The sequence below is a fragment of the Promicromonospora soli genome, assembly GCF_014653785.1.
Lineage (GTDB): Bacteria > Actinomycetota > Actinomycetes > Actinomycetales > Cellulomonadaceae > Promicromonospora > Promicromonospora soli.
On sequence record NZ_BNAS01000002.1, the window covers coordinates 537842 to 554330 of the forward strand.

A 16489-nucleotide genomic window follows, 5' to 3' on the forward strand; every position below is an offset into this window, starting at 1 on the left:
TGGACGCCATCCGCAGGTTGACTCATGGTGACGATTCACCGGCCCGACGGAGGGAAGCAGTCGAATGTCTTTCTGGATCTGCAGCACGTGCGGCGTGGAGCACGAGTCCCGGCCCGAGCTGTGCGCCATCTGCGTCGACGAGCGTCAGTGGGTGCCCGCCGACGGGCAGCACTGGACCACGCTGGAGGAGCTCGCGGCCGAGGGCCAGAGCATCGCCGTGGAGGAGCTGGAACCTGATCTGTTCGGCCTCACCACGGTGCCCGACGTCGGCATCGGCCCCACCGCGAAGGTCGTCCGGACCACGTCGGGGAACCTCATGTTCGATGTCCCGGGCTACGTCGACGACGCCGCGGTCGCCGCGGTTCAGGGCCTCGGCGGGCTCGCGTACATCGTGGCGAGCCACCCCCACATGTACGGGGTGCAGGTCGAGTGGAGCCGTCGGCTCGGCGGGGTCCCGATCCTGGTCAGCGAGGCCGACGCCGAGTGGCTCGCCCGGCCCGACGCCGCAGTCGAGCTGTGGAAGGGCGACCGGGAGATCCTGCCCGGCGTGACGCTGAGCCAGCCGGGCGGGCACTTCCCTGGCTCCGCGGTGGCCCACTGGGCCTCCGGAGCGTCAGGCACGGGCGTGCTACTGAGCGGCGACACGATCTTCGCGAACCCGGACCGCACGTCGGTGTCCTTCATGCGCAGCTACCCCAACCGGATACCCCTGTCGGGACCCGTGGCGCTGCGGGTCGCGAACCACGTGGGGCGGTTCGAGTTCGACCGGCTCTACAACAACTTCCGGGGCGTCATCCCGACCGACGCCCGGGAGATCGTGCTGCGCTCCGCGGTGCGCCACGCGGAGTGGGCAAGGGGCGACTTCGACCACCTGACGTAACGGGGCGGGTGATCTGGTTGTGGGCGGGATCGTTGCGACTACCTGTCCGCTATAGCCGCAACGATCGCGCCCACAACCATCCTTCGCTCAGCAGCAGCGGGCGCCCGGGTTGGCGTCCTGCTCGGCGTACCGCTCGCGCCAGTACTCCCGCACGGTCGGCACGACGGCGTCCGGGTGGACGCGACGCAGGTGCGCCACGTACCGCTGGTAGTCGCTCTCGCCCAGCACGCCGGTGACGTACCAGGCCAGCGCACGCCAGCCCCGGCGGACGACGGCGAGCACGCCGCCGCCGTCCGCCGTCGGACCCGCAGCCTGCGCCGAGAACGCGCTCACGCGTGCGTCCCCGCCCGGAGCTTGTCCGGGTTCTCCTCGTAATAGGCGGTCCACTGGGCGGCCACCTCCCGTTCGGCGTCCGTGGACACGAGGCCCGCCGGCGCGAACGTGGCCGACTGCGAGTCCGGCTCCTCCGACGTCGGCAGGCCGCCGGCCCGGATCGCCTTGACGCACACCCACAGCGCCACCAGGGCGACGGTCAGCACGAGCAGCGCGAACACTATCGACAGGGTGCCCTGCAGGAACGTGTTGCGGATGACGGCGTCCATGGCGGCGGGATCGGCGGCGGTCCCGAACGACGTCTCGCCCGCGTCCCGCGCCTCACGGAACGCGTTGTGGTTGGCCCAGAACCCGAGGGTCGGCTCGGGCGAGAAGATCTTCTGGTACGACGCCGTCATGGTCACCGCGAGGTCCCAGACCAGCGGGATCGCGGGGATCCACGCCCACTTGAGGTAGCCCTTCTTCACCACCACAACGGTGACCAGGGCGAGCGCCATGGCGGCGAGCAGCTGGTTCGCGATGCCGAACAGCGGGAAGAGCGAGTTGATGCCACCCAGCGGGTCGGTCACGCCCATGAGCAGGATCGCTCCCCACAGGCCGCACACCACTACGGAGCAGATCCACGCGCCCACGCGCCAGGACGGGTCCCGGAACCGGCGCAGCGGGCCGCCGAGGTTGCCGAGCGTGTCGGAGAGCATGAAGCGGGCGACGCGCGTACCGGCGTCGACCGTCGTGAGGATGAACAGCGCCTCGAACATGATCGCGAAGTGGTACCAGAACGCCGTCATCGCGGACCCGCCGAGGAACGAGCCCAGGATCTGCGCCATGCCGAACGCGAGGGTCGGCGCGCCGCCGGTGCGCGACACGATGGACTCCTCACCGACGCTGTCGGCTGCCGCCTGGATCTCCGCGCCCGTGGCGGGCTGGCCGGCAAGGCCCAGGCCGTTCACGTAGTCAGCGGCCGACGCCGGTTCGCCGCCCGTCAGGCTGGCCGGCGCATTCAGCGTGAAGTACAGGTGCTGGTCGATCGAGATCGCCGTGACCAGCGCCATGATGGCCACGAACGACTCGGTGAGCATGCCTCCGTAGCCGATGAGCTTGAGCTGGCTCTCCTTCTCCACCAGCTTCGGCGACGTGCCCGACGAGATCAGGGCGTGGAACCCGGACAGCGCCCCGCACGCGATGGTGATGAACAGGAACGGGAACAGTGAGCCGGCGAACGCCGGACCGTTGCCCTCGATCGCGAAGCTCGACAGGGCGGGCGCCTGGACCGCGGGCTGCGCCACGAGCACGCCCACGGCGAGCAGGATGATGGTGCCCACCTTCATGAACGTGGACAGGTAGTCGCGCGGGGCGAGCAGCAGCCACACGGGCAGCACGGACGCGAGGAACCCGTAGCCCACGATCAGCCAGGCGACGGTCACCGGCTCGAGGGTGAACATCTCGGCGCCCCAGGCGGTGCCGGCCACCCAGCCGCCCGCGACGATCGCGAGGACCAGCAGCACCACACCGATCACCGACACCTCGGACACCCGGCCCGGGCGGAGGTACCGCAGGTAGACGCCCATGAACAGGGCGATCGGAATGGTCATGCCAACCGAGAACACGCCCCACGGCGACTCCGCCAGGGCGTTGACCACCACGAGGGCCAGGACCGCAAGGATGATGATCATGATGACGAAGACGCCGATCAGGCCCGCCGCGCCGCCGATGCGGCCCATCTCGTCGCGGATCATCTGACCGAGCGAACGACCACGGCGGCGGGTCGAGAGCCACAGCACCAGGTAGTCCTGCACCGCGCCCGCGAGCACGCCGCCGATGATGATCCAGAGCGTGCCGGGCAGGTAACCCATCTGCGCCGCGAGCACCGGGCCGACCAGCGGGCCGGCGCCGGCGATGGCGGCGAAGTGGTGCCCGAACAGCACGCGGCGGTCCGTGGGCGCGAAGTCCCGGCCGTTCTCGTGCTCCTCGGCGGGCGTGGCCCGGTCGTCGCGCGGCCGCACCACCTTGTACTCGATCAGCCGGGCGTAGAACCGGTAGGCCACGATGTACGTGCCGATGGCGGCGACGACGAAGTACGCGGCGTTGACGGACTCGCCGCGCAGGATCGCGATGAGGGCCCAGGCGATCGCCGCGACGACCGCGATCACGGCGAACACGAGCTTCTTGCCGGGGGTCATGGGTCTGCGGTCGATGACTGCGACGGGGGGAAGGTCCGGATTGTTCCGAACCAGCTCAACGTGCTCGGGTGAGCGCACGGCGGCCTCCTTGCCGGGTTGCCGGCCCATCGAGGGGGCCGGATCCTTGAGTGATTCCTTGCCGGGGACCGACTCTAGTTGCCCCGGAACACAAAGAACCAGGGTCCAGACGTGCCGAAACACCTGGTCGGTATGGGAGCCTCGTCCCCGTGACCTCTACTCTGCGCGCGCCGCTGGTCGGCCCAGTGCGCCTGACGGCCGCCGTTCTCGTGTGCGCGTCGGCGATCCTGCTGTTCGCGATCCACGTGCGGCCGATCGCCTACCTGCCGCTGGTGCTGGGCATCGCGCTGGGGCTGTGGGCCGACCGCGCGCTCGGTCGGGACCTGGTGCTGATCGGCGTCGGGATGGGGATCATCTCGACGATCTCGCTGCAGGCGGACCTGTCCAACGCTGGGATGCTGCGCTTCACGCTCGCGCTCGGCGGGTCTGTGCTGGTGCCCTGGGCGCTGTCCCGGTTCGTGCTGAAGCAGCGCACCATCCAGTTCCCGGTGCTGACGGGGCGCCGCTGGACCCGCGGGCAGTGGGCCTATCTCGCGATAGTGGTCGTGCTGGGATACGTGCTGCTGCCGTTCTACTTCCTGGGCTCGGAGGCGTACCTGAACTGGCCGGACCTCGAGGGCACGCAGGACATCTGGCGGCTGTTCGTGGGCGTGAACGCCGTCGGCATCTGGGACGAGCTCTTCTTCATCTGCGTGGTGTTCGCCCTGCTCTGCCAGCACTTCCCGATGTGGCAGGCCAACCTGCTGCAGTCGATGATCTTCGTGTCGTTCCTGTGGGAGCTCGGCTACCGCGAGTGGGGCCCGCTGCTGACGATCCCGTTCGCACTGGTCCAAGGCTGGATCTTCGCGAAGTTCAAGTCGCTGAGCTACGTGGTGGCGGTGCACCTGCTGTTCGACGCCGTCGTGTTCGCGGTCCTGGTGCACGGGCACCACCGCGAGCTGTTCGACATCTTCCTGACGGCGCCCTGACCCCTCGGCTAGGAATCGGACCCGTCGTTGGAGCCCGGGCCACCGATCGCGGCCAGGACCTCACGTACGTCCTCCACCTCGATGCGGATCGCGTCAGCCTCGGACTGCGCAAGCGCCTTTGCCTCGGCGTCCTCGCCGGCTTCGATCTCCTGGTCGGCCGGCTGCAGCCCGCCGTAGTGGTGCTCGACGAGCGCCGCCAGCAGCGCGATGTCGAACTCCGACCCGCTGAGCGAAGCGATCCCGTCGACCTGGGCGTCGGTGAGCATCCCGTGGCTCCCGCCCTCGTGAGAGTGCGCGTTGGTGCCTGCCCGGGGCCCGCTGCCGCCGTCGGACAGCTCGGTCTCGAGACCGCCCTCGGCGAGGGCCAGCGCCTCCGTGCCCGCTGCGGGAACCGGGATGTCCCGCGCCTCGAGCCAGTCCGCGAGCTCGCGGATGCGCCCCGCCGATGCCTCGCCCACCTCGACCGCCGTGGCGAGCACGGCGTCGTCGGTGGAGCGCCCCGGCGCTAGAGCGGCGAGCTGCACGGCCTGAGCGTTGTGCTCGATCGCCACCGCTGCGTAGGCGGCGTCGGCTGCGGAGTACCCCGCCGCCTCCTGCTTGGCCGGGACCAGCACGCCGAGCCACAGCAGCAGCGCCAGCACCACCGCGAGGCCACCGGCGAGCACGGCTCCCATGATCCGGAGCCGGCGCCCCAGCCCGTACGCCGACGGCATCGCCGCCGGCCTCTGATCAGGCATGTCGCCCGACGGCTGAGCGGTCTCCTCGGTCGTCGAGTCCTGGGGCGTCATGTCCGGGAGGCTGCCATACAACCTGCTGGATGCGCCAGGGCGCGGGCCCTGCGCCGAGATAGAACCAGGGCGAAGTAGAACCAGGGCGAAGTAGAACCAGGGCGAGATCGAACTCTGGCGGGCTGCGATTCACATCCGCCAGAGTTCTATCTCGCCCTGGTTCTATCTCGGCGAGGGTGGGTCAGTGCCCGAACGACGTCTGCATCTGCGGGTTCAGGCTGTACTGCCGCACCTGCTCCGCCGGCCCGTCGATCGAGTCGTCGATGTCGAACGTGTCGAACCCGATCGACAGGTCGTTCGAGTACGCGTACCCGTTGTAGTAGTACGTGGACCAGGTGCCGCCGCCGCTCAGGCCCTCACCGCGGTCGAACCAGGCCACCTCGACCGGGTTGTCCGAGTCGGTGAAGTCGAACACCGAGACGCCGCCCTGGTACCAGGACTGGACCATCAGGTCCTTGCCCTCGACCGGGATCAGCGAGCCGTTGTGCGCCACGCAGTTCTCGTTGGCAGTGTTGATCCGCGGGATCTTGTAGTAGGAGGCGAACTCGAGCTTCTTGCCGTACCGCGAGCGCTCGATGTCGTAGATGCCGTTGGCGCCCAGCTCCGGCGCGTACTCCCCGGTGCAGGTGGCCAGGCCGCCGCCGCCGAGCTCGTCGGTGAACACGACCTTGGTGGCGTCGTTGTTGAACGAGGCGGAGTGCCAGAACGCGAAGTTCACGGTGTCGCGCACCCGGCTGATGACCTTCGGACGCTCCCGGTTCGAGATGTCCATGAGGATGCCGTCACCCATGCAGGCGCCGGCTGCGAGGTCGTACTTGGCGTAGGTGGTGATGTCGTGGCAGCCGCTCGTGGTGGAGGCGCGACGGGCGGGGTCACCCGGGTAACCACCGTCCGGGAACAGGTTCGGTGTGGCGACCAGCGCCGCCGACGTCGGCTGCTTCACCGGGATCTTCACGATCGAGACGATGTCGTGCGGCGGCTGGCAGTCCGGGAACGTCGCGTTCGGCGAGTACGACGACACGTAGGCGTAGAGGTCCCGGCCGTCCTTGGACGGAGCCAGCGAGTGCGTGTGCGAGCCGCAGTACGTCTCGATCGACTTGACGTACTCGGGGGCGAGCGGGTTGGAGATGTCCCAGATCTTGATGCCCTCCCACGCCGACTTCTCGGTCGCTGGGAGCGAGGTCGAGGCGCACGAGTCGTCGCTGCGCGACGAGTCGGTCGACAGCACCAGGATGTTCTTGTAGACGGAGACGTCATTCTGGGAGCCCGGGCAGTACACCTGCACCACCTGCTCCGGATTCTCCTTGTCCGTCAGGTCGTAGACGGTGAAGCCGTCGTAGTTGCCGGCGAACGCGTACTTGCCCTGGAACGCAATGTCCGAACCCGTGCCCTGGAGAGCGCCGTTCTTGGGCTGGTTGCTCAGATGGGTCATGTTCGAGGACGCGATCTCGCCCGGCGGCACGTCGGGCTCCGCAGCTGAGGCGGCCACGGGTCCGGCGAACGCTACGGCCACGGCAGCGAGCATCACGGTCAGGACGGCACCTGGGCCGCCCCGCGCACGAGATCGGGTAAAGGTTTTACGACGCACGGGCGCCACACCTCCTAGGTCGGTTGAAGCAGTTTCATCCACAGGAACATCTCAGGACCACACCCCTGACGACTTTTTACACAGTGGTGACAAATTGCCCAGACGGCACAAGGCTGCCCGACGCCGGGCAGGGGCACCTTCCGAACGAAAGGTGCCCCCGACCGCCGTCGGGCAGCCATGTGCGCCGGTGCCGGCGCGTCCTGCTCGTGCGGGTGCGTCAGCGCCCGAACGACTCCTGCATCTGCGGGTTGAGCGAGCTCAGCCGCACCTTCTCTGCCTTGCCGTCGATCGTGTTGTCGATGTCGAACGTGTCGAAGCCGATCGAGAGGTCGTTCGAGTAGGCGTACCCGTTGTAGTAGTACGTGGACCAGGTGCCGCCGCCGCTCAGGCCCTCGCCGCGGTCGAACCAGGCGAGCTCACGAGGGTTGCGGGAGTCGGTGAAGTCGAACACCGAGACGCCGCCCTGGTACCAGGATTGGACCATGAGGTCCTTGCCCGCCACCGGGATCAGCGAGCCGTTGTGCGCCACGCAGTTCTCGTTCTCCGTGTTGATGCGGGGGATCTTGTAGTACGACTTGAAGACCAGCTCCCTCTTGCCGAACCACTTGCGCTTGATGTCGTAGATGCCGTTGGCGCCCAGCTCCGGTGCGTACTCCCCGGTGCAGGTCGCCAGGCCGCCACCGCCGAGCTCGTCGGTGAACACCACCTTGGTGGCGTCGTTGTTGAACGTGGCCGAGTGCCAGAACGCGAAGTTCTCGGTGTCGCGCACGCGGCTGATCACCTTGGGCCGCTCGCGGTCGGAGATGTCCATCAGGACGCCGTCACCCATGCACGCACCGGCAGCCAGGTCGTGCTCCACGTAGGTCGTGATGTCGTGGCAACCGGTGGTCTGCGTGTACGAACCGCGGTCGTCACCCTCGTAGCCGCCGTCCGGGAACAGGTTCGGCGTCGAGACGATGCTGGCCGCGGTCGGAGTGCGCAGCGGGATCTTCACGATCGAGATCTTGTCGTGCGGCGGCTGGCAGTCCGGGAACGTCTCGGACGGGAAGTACGAGGAGACGTACACGTACAGGTCCCGCTTGTTCTTCGCCGGGGCCAACGAGTGCGTGTGCGAACCGCAGTCGGTCTCGACGGACTGGACGTACTCCGGCTCCAGCGGGTTGGAGATGTCCCAGACCTTGATGCCCTCCCAGGCTTCCTTGTTGGTGGCAGGGAGCGTGGTCGAGTTGCACGAGTCGTCGCTGCGCGACGAGTCCGTCGACAGCACCAGGATGTTCTTGTGGACGGAGATGTCGTTCTGCCCGCCCGGGCAGTACACCTGCACGACCTGCTCGGGGTTCTCCGGGTCGGACAGGTCGTAGACGGTGAAGCCGTCGTAGTTGCCGGCGAATGCGTACTTGCCCTGGAACGCGATATCCGAACCGGTGGCCTGCAGCGCACCGTTCTTGGGCTGGTTGCTCAGATGGGTGATCTTCGACGACGCAGTCTCGCCCGGCGGCACGTCGGGCTCCGCGGACGACGTCGTCGTCGCGGTGGTGGTTGCGGTGAGCTCTGCCCCACCATCACCGGGGGATGCCAGGCTCGGCGCCGCTACGGCGAGGGCACCTGCCACGAGAGCCGCCGCGAGGGCGGCAGCGGCGGCGCCCCGTGCACGCAATCGATTAAGGGTTGAAGGACGCAAGAGCGTCACACCTCCTAGGTCGGTGGATGAAGTTTGACTCACAGCGTTCTCCCAGCACCAGGAAATTAGGTCGTCTTAACACAGCGGTGACAAATCGCCTGGCAGGATCGTCGCGTGGAAAGACGGTCGAGGTCCGGTCCCGGGAGTCCTTCGGCCCGTGCGCGCTCACATGATCCTGGCGTGGTTCATGGACCACGCCGTCGACAGCTCGCCGACAACCACCCGATCACCAGACGCGAGAGCGTGTACGAGAGGATCACCCCGTGGAGACGCTGACAGGTACCGCACGCCGAGCACGCTTCCGGACGGTCGCGTTCGGCCTGGCCGTGCTCGGGCCCGCTCTCGTGCTGTCCGCCTGCAGCCCGGACGAGGAGCCGGAGGCGGTCTCGACCCCGAGCTCCGTGGTCCTGCAGCCGGGAAGACCGGGCGAGGAGGCCGAGACGATCGCGCCGGAGGACTACGAGGGGGCGCCCGCCCAGGCTCCGTTCTCGAAGGCCGACGCCGAATTCCTGAGCGACATGATCCAGCACCACGGGCAGGCGACCGAGATGGCGGGCCTGGTCCCGGAGCGCGGCGCCTCCGACCAGGTGAAGACGTTCGCGGCCCGCATCGACGTCGTGCAGGACAGCGAGATCGACCTCATGTCCGGCTGGCTGGAGGAGAACGAGTACCCCGTGCCCATGACCGCCGAGGGCGCTGACGGCTCCGGCCCGCGGGCGCCGGAGCACGAGCACGACGCCGACATGCCCGGCATGCTGACCGACGCCGAGATGGCGGAGCTCGAGGGGGCGTCCGGGGCGGAGTTCGACCGGCTGTTCCTCGAGGGCATGATCAAGCACCACGAGGGCGCCCTCACCATGTGCGAGGAGGTCGCGGGCTCGGGCAGCGAGGAGCGGGTCATCGAGCTGGCGAACAACATCGCCGCGGACCAGATGGCCGAGATCGACCGCATGGCCGACATGCTCGCGGACCTGTAAACGCACGATCGCCGGGGCAGAGCGGTTGGCTCTGCCCCGGCGATCGATGAGGATCAGGCGCGGCGCCTGCCCAGGAGGATCAGGCCAGCGACGGCCAGCAGCACCCCGAGCGCCGCAGCGAGGATGACGATGACGCCGACGGTGCCGGCCCCCGATCCGTCCACGCTGGTACGGAGCAGGCCGGTGCCGTCGGACAGCTGCGTCGTACCGGACGCCACCAGCGTGGTGCCGTCCATCAGCTTGACGGAGCCGTCGGCGAGCTGCTGGGTGCCGTCCGCCAGGGTCGTGGCACCGGCCGCCAGCGTCTGGGTGCCCTCGTCGAGGGCGCCCGTGCCGTCGACCAGCGTGCGGGTGCCCAGCCGGGCCTCCTTGAGCCCGTCGCGGACCTTGACCGACCCGTCGGCCAGGCGCTGCGACTTCTCGACCTTCGGCACCACGCGGTCGCGCACCTCGATGATCCCGTCGACGAGGCGGCCGGATCCGTCGTAGAGCTGCTCGGACCCGTCGTGCAGCCGCTCGACGCCGGAAACGAGCGCCGGCGTCTTACCTGCCAGCTCGACGTTGCCGTCGGCCACCCGCGTGGCGCCGGAGAGAAGCGCCGGCAGGCCGCCTTCGAGCTGACCGGTTCCGGCAGCCAAGGTGGCGTTTCCGAACGCGATCACCTCGGTGCCCGCTGCCAGCTTCGGCGTGTTCTGAGCCAGCATCGCGTTACCGTCCGCGAGACGCCCCGCGCCCTCGACGAGCGTCGAGCTGCCCAGGTAGGCCGATCCAACTCCGGCCACGTACTGCTGGATTCCGGGAGCAAGCTTCCCGACACCCGCCTGGAGCGTTGCGCTGCCAACCTTGAGCTGCTCCGAACCGGCGGCGAGGCCTGCCGCACCGGCCGCGAGCGGCTGTAGTCCGCCGGCGACCTTCTGCACGCCGGCGGACACTCCCGCCGAGCCGACGGCCACGGCCTCCGCGCCGTTGGAGACCTTCGTCGCCCCGATCGACAGTGTGCCGAGGTTGGAGGCGAGACCGGCCGCACCGTCCCGAGCCTGTGCCGCACCGGTGCTGACCTGCTCGGCACCTGCCGCCAGGCCGCCCGACGACGCGGCGAGCGCCTCGAGCTGCGCCTTGAGCGTCGGGTCGTCGGTGGCGCCGGCAAGCTGCGTCAGCTTCTCCTGGAGGGCGAGGTTCCCAGCCCGGACCTGGTCCGCCCCGGAGACGAGACCGCCGATCTTCGTGGCCAGCGTGTCGGCACCGCCTTGGGCCGCAGCGACGCCCCCAGACACCGACTTGGCTCCGTCTGCCACGTTGCTGGCACCCGCTGCCACATTGCCGGCGCCCTCGACGAGCGCGGGCGCAGCTGCATTGAGCTGCGCGAGCCCGCCGGCGACCTGGTCGGCGCCCTGGTCCAGCGCCGCTGCGCCCACGGCAAGCTCCCCGGCACCGACCAGGACCGAGCTGGTCCCACCGAGGATGGCGTTGTTGCTGGCCGCGAGCTGCGACAGCCCACCGTTGAGCGCCCGGTTGCCGTCGTGGACCTGCGCGGACCCGTCGGCGAGCTGGGCCGCAGCGTCGTTGACCACACCGGCACCGGCCGCGACGGTCTGCGCACCGTCGGCGAGCTGTTGCGCACCCGCCGCGAGCGGAGTCACGCCCTCACTGACCTTCACGATGCCCGCCTGCACGAGCAGAGACCCGCCGGCGAGCTTCTGCGCCCCGTCGGCCAGCTCCGGCGCCTTGGCGTTCAGCGTGCCGAGCCCGTCGTTCAGGGTGCCGAGACCGTCATTCAGCTTCGTGGAACCGTCGGTGAGCAGCAGCGACGCGTCAGCAAGGTCGGAGACGTCCTCCGCTGTCTCGGCGGTGCCGTCCGCGATCTTCTTGGACCCGTCGTGCAGCTTGATCACGCCCGCACGCAGCTCGCCGGCACCGGAGTCGAGCTGTCCGGCCCCGTCCGCCAACGCCTCGACACCCGGCACCACGTCGTTCTGCACGCCGTCATTGAGGTCCGTCGCCCCCGCGCTGAGGGCGCCGACGCCGGAGACCAGGTCGGCCTGGACGCCGTCGTTCAGCTCGCCCGCGCCGTCGGCCAGCCTGTCCGCTCCGTTTGCGACGCTGCCCTGGAACAGGAGCATGAAGGCGGTGGCCACAATCGCTCCGGTGAGCAGCATGGCGACGCCCACCGCCGTCAGAATCGTGGGTCCTGGGCCTGGCCGTGGTGGTCGAGATGCATGCAGTTGCGTCATCGGTTCGCCTCTCGCTCTGCGGGGCGTCCTTGCCCCGCGGAAAGTTGTCGGACCGGCGACCCTTGTTCGCCGGGCTCGCCGCCGTTGGCGAGCAGGATGCCCGTCTTGCGGGCGTCTGCGCCGAACGTACCGGCGGGTGGTGCCTGGCGGAACGGTTCTACTGATCACAACTCAGTAAAGCGCCGAAAGATCACCCGCTGGGCGGGGAGCCACTGACTTCGGTCGGTTGCTTCGACCGATCTCACGGATTCGGCTGGCTCAGCAACCGACCAGCACGGTCAGCCCAGCCGTGCGTCGACAGCCTTCGCCGAGAACCGGTCGTCGACGGCGACCCGCGCCAGTCCGATGAGCACGGCGTCCGGCCCCAGCGCTGCGGGCCGAATGCGCAGTCGCGCGGTCGCCCGGGGCTGCGCTCCCGCGTACACGCCCGCGCGGATCCCGGCGATCATGGTCGGCACCGCCAGCTCGCCGGCCACGACTAGGTCGGCCGGGTTGAGCACCCCGACCACCAGGGCCAGCACGCGCCCGATCAGGCCTGCGGCCCGGTCGAGCTCCGCGGTCACGAGCGGGTCCCCGCGCTCGGCGAGCGCCCGCAGCTCGGCGAGCGAGCCGACGTCGGCCCCGGCCTCCCCGAGGCGGCGCAGCAGCGCCGCGCCGCCCGCCTCGGCGGCGAGGCAGCCCCGTCGGCCGCACCGGCAGACGGCGTCCCCGCCCACGTCGATGTGCCCGATATCGCCCGCGCCGCCGTCGGTCCCGCGGTAGGTGTGACCGTCGATGACGAGGCCCGCCCCGAGGAATCCGGACACCTTGACCAGCACGAAGGGCTGCGGCCAGTCGTCCCGCCGGGCGCCGAGCTCGGTGAACTCGCCGTATGCCATGGCGTCGGCGTCGTTCTCGAGGTGGACCGGCACGTCGAACCGTGCGCGCACGGCCTCCACGACGGGCCACGCGCCCCAGCCCGGCATGACGGGCGGATCGGACAGCCGGTGGTCGTGCGGGTCGACGGGTCCAGGCACGGACAGGGCGACCCCGCCGACGGCGGCCGGCTTGATCCCGGCGTCGGCCAGGAGGGCGTCGAACGCGTCCAGCAGCTGCGGCACCACGACGCCGGGCCCCGCCGCGAGGTCCACGGCCAGGGGCGCGCGTGTCAGAAGGACCCCGTGCGGGTCGACGACGGCGATCTCCCCCGCGGCCGCGGAGGGAGCTTGCGAGCCCCGCACGGCAGCGGGATCAGGCACAGCGCCGAGCTCGAGCGACGCCACGAGCACGAGCGAGTCGGCCGGGTCGAAGACGAACCGCTCCGAGCGCCGCCCGCCCGTTGCTCCCGCGTCGCCCGCCGCGCGGACGATGCCCGCCGCCACGAGCGCGTCCATCCGCTGCGCCACGGTGACTCGCGACAGCCCCGTCGCCTCGAGTACCTGGGTACGCGTGCTCGCCCGCCCGCTCCGGATGAGCTGCAGGATCTCGCCCGCGCCTGCTGCCACGTTCCGCCTCTGTCTCTCCGCCGGCCCGACTAGCCCTTGTCGGCGCCGGCGGTCAGCCCTTCGGTGAGTGCCCGCTCGGCCACCCCGTACAGAATCACGATCGGCACGGTGAGGAGCACGCTGCCCGCCATGAGGACGGTCTTCGAGACTTCCTGACCGTCGGCGAGGCGGGTCAGCCCGAGCGACACCGTCCACAGGTCCTGCTTTGCCGACAGGAACAGGAGGGCGAACAGGAACTCGTTCCAGGCAATCATGAACGAGTAGAGGGCGGTGGACATGATCGTAGGCATCGCGAGCGGCACGGTGATGCGGGTCATGATCTGCAAGCGGGAGGCTCCGTCGATCACCGCCGCCTCGTCGATGGACTCCGGGATGCCCGCGAGGTAGTTGCGCAGCATGTGCACCGAGACCGGCACGGTCAGCGCCACGTACGCGATCACGAGCCCCACCAGGGACGATCCGAGCCCCAGGACCTGGAACCCGACGAACACCGGCACCGCGATGATGATCGTCGGGAACAGGTACACGGCCAGGAAAAGCCACGAGACCTGCGAGCGCCCCGCGAACCGCAGGCGCGTCAGCGCGTACGACGCCGGGACCACCAGCGCGACGGTCAGCGCCGACGCCCCGATCGCGACGATCGCGGAGTTGCGCATGAACCGCGCGAACCCGTACCCGCCGTCCTCCTCCGAGGCCAGCACCTCGCGGTAGGTCTCGGTGGTGATCCGGTCGAGGGTGGGCAGCACGTGCAGAGGTTCGCGCAGCAGGTCGTCGATGCGCACGAAGCTCAGGATGAGCATGTACACGAACGGCACCACCGTGGCCACGACGAGCGCCGCGATCACGACGACGCGCAGCACCCGCAGCACGCGGCTCTGGACGGACACCGACCTCATCACGACTCCCTCTGCTTGGCCGTCAGGCGCAGGTAGATCGCCAGCGCGACGCCCAGGAACACGGCCATCACGGCGGCGGTCGCGCTTGCGCCGCCGATATCGCTCGAGCCGGTGAGCTGCTCGAACACCCGCACCGAGGCCACCTGCGTGCCGGCGGCACCACCGGTGAGCAGGTAGACGTCGTCGAACTCGTTGAAGGCCATGACCATGCGGAACAGGACCAGCAGCGCCACCGTGGGCAGCAGCTGGGGCAGCACCACGAACCAGAACTTCTGCAGCGGCGTGGCGCCGTCGACCACCGCGGCCTCCTCGATCTCGCGGCTGAGGCCCGTCAGGGCCGCCCCGAGGAACAGGAACGCGAACGGGAAGTACCGCCAGATGTCGTAGACGATGACGGTGAGGAGCGCCGTGGGCGCGGAGCTGAGGAAGTTGACCGGGTGCTCCCACCCGAGCACCTGGGTACCGAACGCGTTCACCACGCCGTACTGCGGGTTCAGCGCCACCTGCCACACGAACGTGGTGGCCACGACGGGCGCCACGTACGGGAGCAGCATCACCGCGCGCAGCGGCGCTCGGAACCGGAATCGGTCGCGGAACGCGAGGGCCGCCACGAGGCCCACCCCGATGGAGCCGACGGTAGTCGCCACCGAGTACTCGACGGTGGTGAGCAGCGCCTGCCAGAACGCGGGCGCGGCGAGCACGTCCGCGTAGTTGTCGAGCGTGAGCTCGTTGAACAGGCCGTTGCGGGCCACGTCCACGTACCGCGCGTCCTGGAACGAGAGCACGACTGTCCACACGATGGGGATGACGATGATCGCGGCCACCACCAGCACCACGGGCGTGACGAGAGTGATGCCGTCGCGGTTCTCGAACCCCCGCAACTTGGACCCCATTCCTACTCCCTCCTCTCTCTGTGTGGGCGTGCCTTGTTGTGGGCGCGATCGTTGCGCCTAAAACGGACGCGTAGTCGCAACGGTCGCGCCCACAACCAACGGGGTTCAGTCGCGGGCGGCGATCTCGGACACCGCTTCCTGCATGGTCGTCTGGGCCTGGGCAGCGTCGATGCTGCCCGACCCGAGGTCGGCGGCTGCTTTGGCGAGCGGCAGCTCGCTCGTGATCGGGCCCAGGATCGCGCCTTGCCCCTGGGGCAGCGCCCAGCGGTCCGCGGACTCCGGGGCCGCGGCCAGGGTGTCGGTCACCTCGGCGGGCCAGACGTCGGAGAACGTCTTCTTGGAGTCGACGCCGATCTCCAGCTCGGACCACGCGTCCGTGTACTCGGTCGGGCTCTCGGCCGTGCCGGTCCGCACGGGCACCTTGCCCTCGGGAGCCATGGACAGCCAGTCCTCGTAGGCGTCGGACATCATGTACTGCACGAAGTCCGTCGTCTCCGGGTCCGCGCCGTCGGTGATGCCCCAGGACACGAACTCGACGTACCCGGCGGCGTCCCCGCCCGACGACGGCCCCTCCACCACGGGGACGACACCGGTGTTCTCGGCGAGCCAGCCCGGGTCGTCGGCACACTCGTCGCACGACGGCGTGAACTCCTCCCGCAGGCCTGCCATCTCGTCCAGCAGGAAGGACGACCAGACGGTCATCGCCGCCTGTCCGGCGAAGTAGGAGGACCGCGTGGACTCGACGCCCTGCGATCCCTCCGGCGAGAACTCGCTCGCCAGGTCGCCGTACAGCTCGATCGTCTCGGTGCACTCGGGGCTGTCGAGGGTCGCCTCCCCGGCGTCGTCCACGAGCTCGCAGCCGTTGCCCTGGGCCAGGAACTCGAGCGTCTGCTGCGTGAACGGGTCGGCCGCGTCCGTGGACAGCGTGATCCCGTACCGGCCGCGCGTCGTGAGCTCCTCGGCGGCCGCGCGCAGGTCGGCGTAGGTGGTGGGCGGCTCGAGGCCGGCCTCCTCGAAGAGGTCGGTGCGGTAGTAGACCATCATCGGCCAGGCGTCCGACGGTACGGCCAGCACCTCGTCGCCGTCGCTCGTCAGTTCCAGGGCCTCCGGCGTGAACGTGTCGGCGCCGAGTGCCTCGACCACCTCGGCGGCGGCGTCGCGGTCGAGGTAGCCGTCCCGGTCGAAGGACCGGACCAGTCCAGGGCTGATCGCGTTGACCACGTCCGGCATCTCGTCGCCGGAGAGTGCCGCAGCGGACAGGAGCTGGGAGACCTGGTCCTCCTCAACGGGCACCAGATCGGTCTCGACACCCGCATCCTCGGCCCAGGCGTCCATCGCGGCCTCCTGGATGGCGAGGCGCTCGGGCTGGGTCTCGACGGTCCAGACGGTGACCGTCCCGTCAGACTCGGGGCCGCCGCTGCCGCAGGCGGTGAGCGTGAGCACCGCGGCCGCGGCCGTCGACGCTGCGATCGTCAGGCGGGCAGTGGCCGCCCGGTTGTGCCGGAGCATGAC

13 protein-coding genes are annotated in these 16489 nt (G+C 69.7%); 3 read left to right on the top strand and 10 right to left on the bottom strand.

The annotated features are described in order from the left end of the window. The first annotated feature begins 64 nt into the window (after window positions 1–64). Window positions 65–880: an MBL fold metallo-hydrolase gene (locus tag IE250_RS08210; protein ID WP_189668771.1), complete on the top strand. Its 816-nt coding sequence runs from the start codon at window positions 65–67 to the stop codon at window positions 878–880. Window positions 881–967: 87 nt separating this feature from the next. On the opposite strand, the gene IE250_RS08215 is transcribed toward IE250_RS08210, so the two are convergent. Further along, window positions 968–1213: a YbdD/YjiX family protein gene (locus IE250_RS08215; protein ID WP_229872264.1), complete on the bottom strand. Its 246-nt coding sequence runs from the start codon at window positions 1211–1213 to the stop codon at window positions 968–970. Further along, a complete protein-coding gene (locus tag IE250_RS08220) occupies window positions 1210–3501 on the bottom strand; it encodes a carbon starvation CstA family protein (RefSeq protein WP_189668772.1) in 2292 nt (763 codons plus the stop codon). The genes IE250_RS08215 and IE250_RS08220 overlap by 4 nt, the downstream gene beginning before the upstream one ends. A gap of 119 nt (window positions 3502–3620) precedes the next feature. On the opposite strand from IE250_RS08220, the gene IE250_RS08225 reads away from it, so the two are divergent. Beyond that, window positions 3621–4439: a CPBP family glutamic-type intramembrane protease gene (locus IE250_RS08225; protein ID WP_189668773.1), complete on the top strand. Its 819-nt coding sequence runs from the start codon at window positions 3621–3623 to the stop codon at window positions 4437–4439. A gap of 8 nt (window positions 4440–4447) precedes the next feature. Here the strand turns inward: IE250_RS08225 and IE250_RS08230 are convergent, their stop codons facing one another. From IE250_RS08230 to IE250_RS08240, 3 genes are all read right to left on the bottom strand, one after another. Further along, window positions 4448–5227 (bottom strand): DUF305 domain-containing protein, encoded by a 780-nt coding sequence (locus IE250_RS08230; RefSeq protein WP_189668774.1) that lies wholly within the window; start codon window positions 5225–5227, stop codon window positions 4448–4450. A 181-nt stretch (window positions 5228–5408) separates the two neighbouring features. Beyond that, the gene (locus IE250_RS08235; RefSeq protein WP_229872266.1) at window positions 5409–6740 is read right to left on the bottom strand and encodes an LVIVD repeat-containing protein; all 1332 of its coding nucleotides are present in this window, start codon (window positions 6738–6740) and stop codon (window positions 5409–5411) included. A 292-nt stretch (window positions 6741–7032) separates the two neighbouring features. Continuing rightward, window positions 7033–8472, bottom strand: coding sequence for an LVIVD repeat-containing protein (locus IE250_RS08240; protein WP_229872267.1), 1440 nt, complete (start codon window positions 8470–8472; stop codon window positions 7033–7035). Between the two features lie 287 nt (window positions 8473–8759). Between IE250_RS08240 and IE250_RS08245 the strand changes: the two genes are divergently transcribed. After that, window positions 8760–9473, top strand: coding sequence for a DUF305 domain-containing protein (locus IE250_RS08245; RefSeq protein ID WP_189668776.1), 714 nt, complete (start codon window positions 8760–8762; stop codon window positions 9471–9473). A gap of 53 nt (window positions 9474–9526) precedes the next feature. Here the strand turns inward: IE250_RS08245 and IE250_RS08250 are convergent, their stop codons facing one another. The 5 genes from IE250_RS08250 to IE250_RS08270 all read right to left on the bottom strand — a co-directional run bounded on the left by IE250_RS08250 (window position 9527) and on the right by IE250_RS08270 (window position 16486). After that, on the bottom strand, window positions 9527–11641 hold the full coding sequence (locus IE250_RS08250; protein ID WP_189668777.1) for a YhgE/Pip domain-containing protein: 2115 nt from the start codon (window positions 11639–11641) through the stop codon (window positions 9527–9529). A 341-nt stretch (window positions 11642–11982) separates the two neighbouring features. Beyond that, window positions 11983–13188, bottom strand: coding sequence for an ROK family protein (locus IE250_RS08255; protein WP_189668778.1), 1206 nt, complete (start codon window positions 13186–13188; stop codon window positions 11983–11985). A gap of 29 nt (window positions 13189–13217) precedes the next feature. Next, window positions 13218–14084 (bottom strand): carbohydrate ABC transporter permease, encoded by an 867-nt coding sequence (locus IE250_RS08260; protein ID WP_189668779.1) that lies wholly within the window; start codon window positions 14082–14084, stop codon window positions 13218–13220. Further along, window positions 14084–14977 (bottom strand): carbohydrate ABC transporter permease, encoded by an 894-nt coding sequence (locus IE250_RS08265; RefSeq protein ID WP_189668780.1) that lies wholly within the window; start codon window positions 14975–14977, stop codon window positions 14084–14086. The genes IE250_RS08260 and IE250_RS08265 overlap by 1 nt, the downstream gene beginning before the upstream one ends. Before the next feature lie 105 nt (window positions 14978–15082). Further along, complete coding sequence (locus IE250_RS08270; RefSeq protein WP_189668781.1) at window positions 15083–16486, bottom strand: ABC transporter substrate-binding protein; 1404 nt, start codon at window positions 16484–16486, stop codon at window positions 15083–15085. Between the last annotated feature and the right edge of the window lie 3 nt (window positions 16487–16489).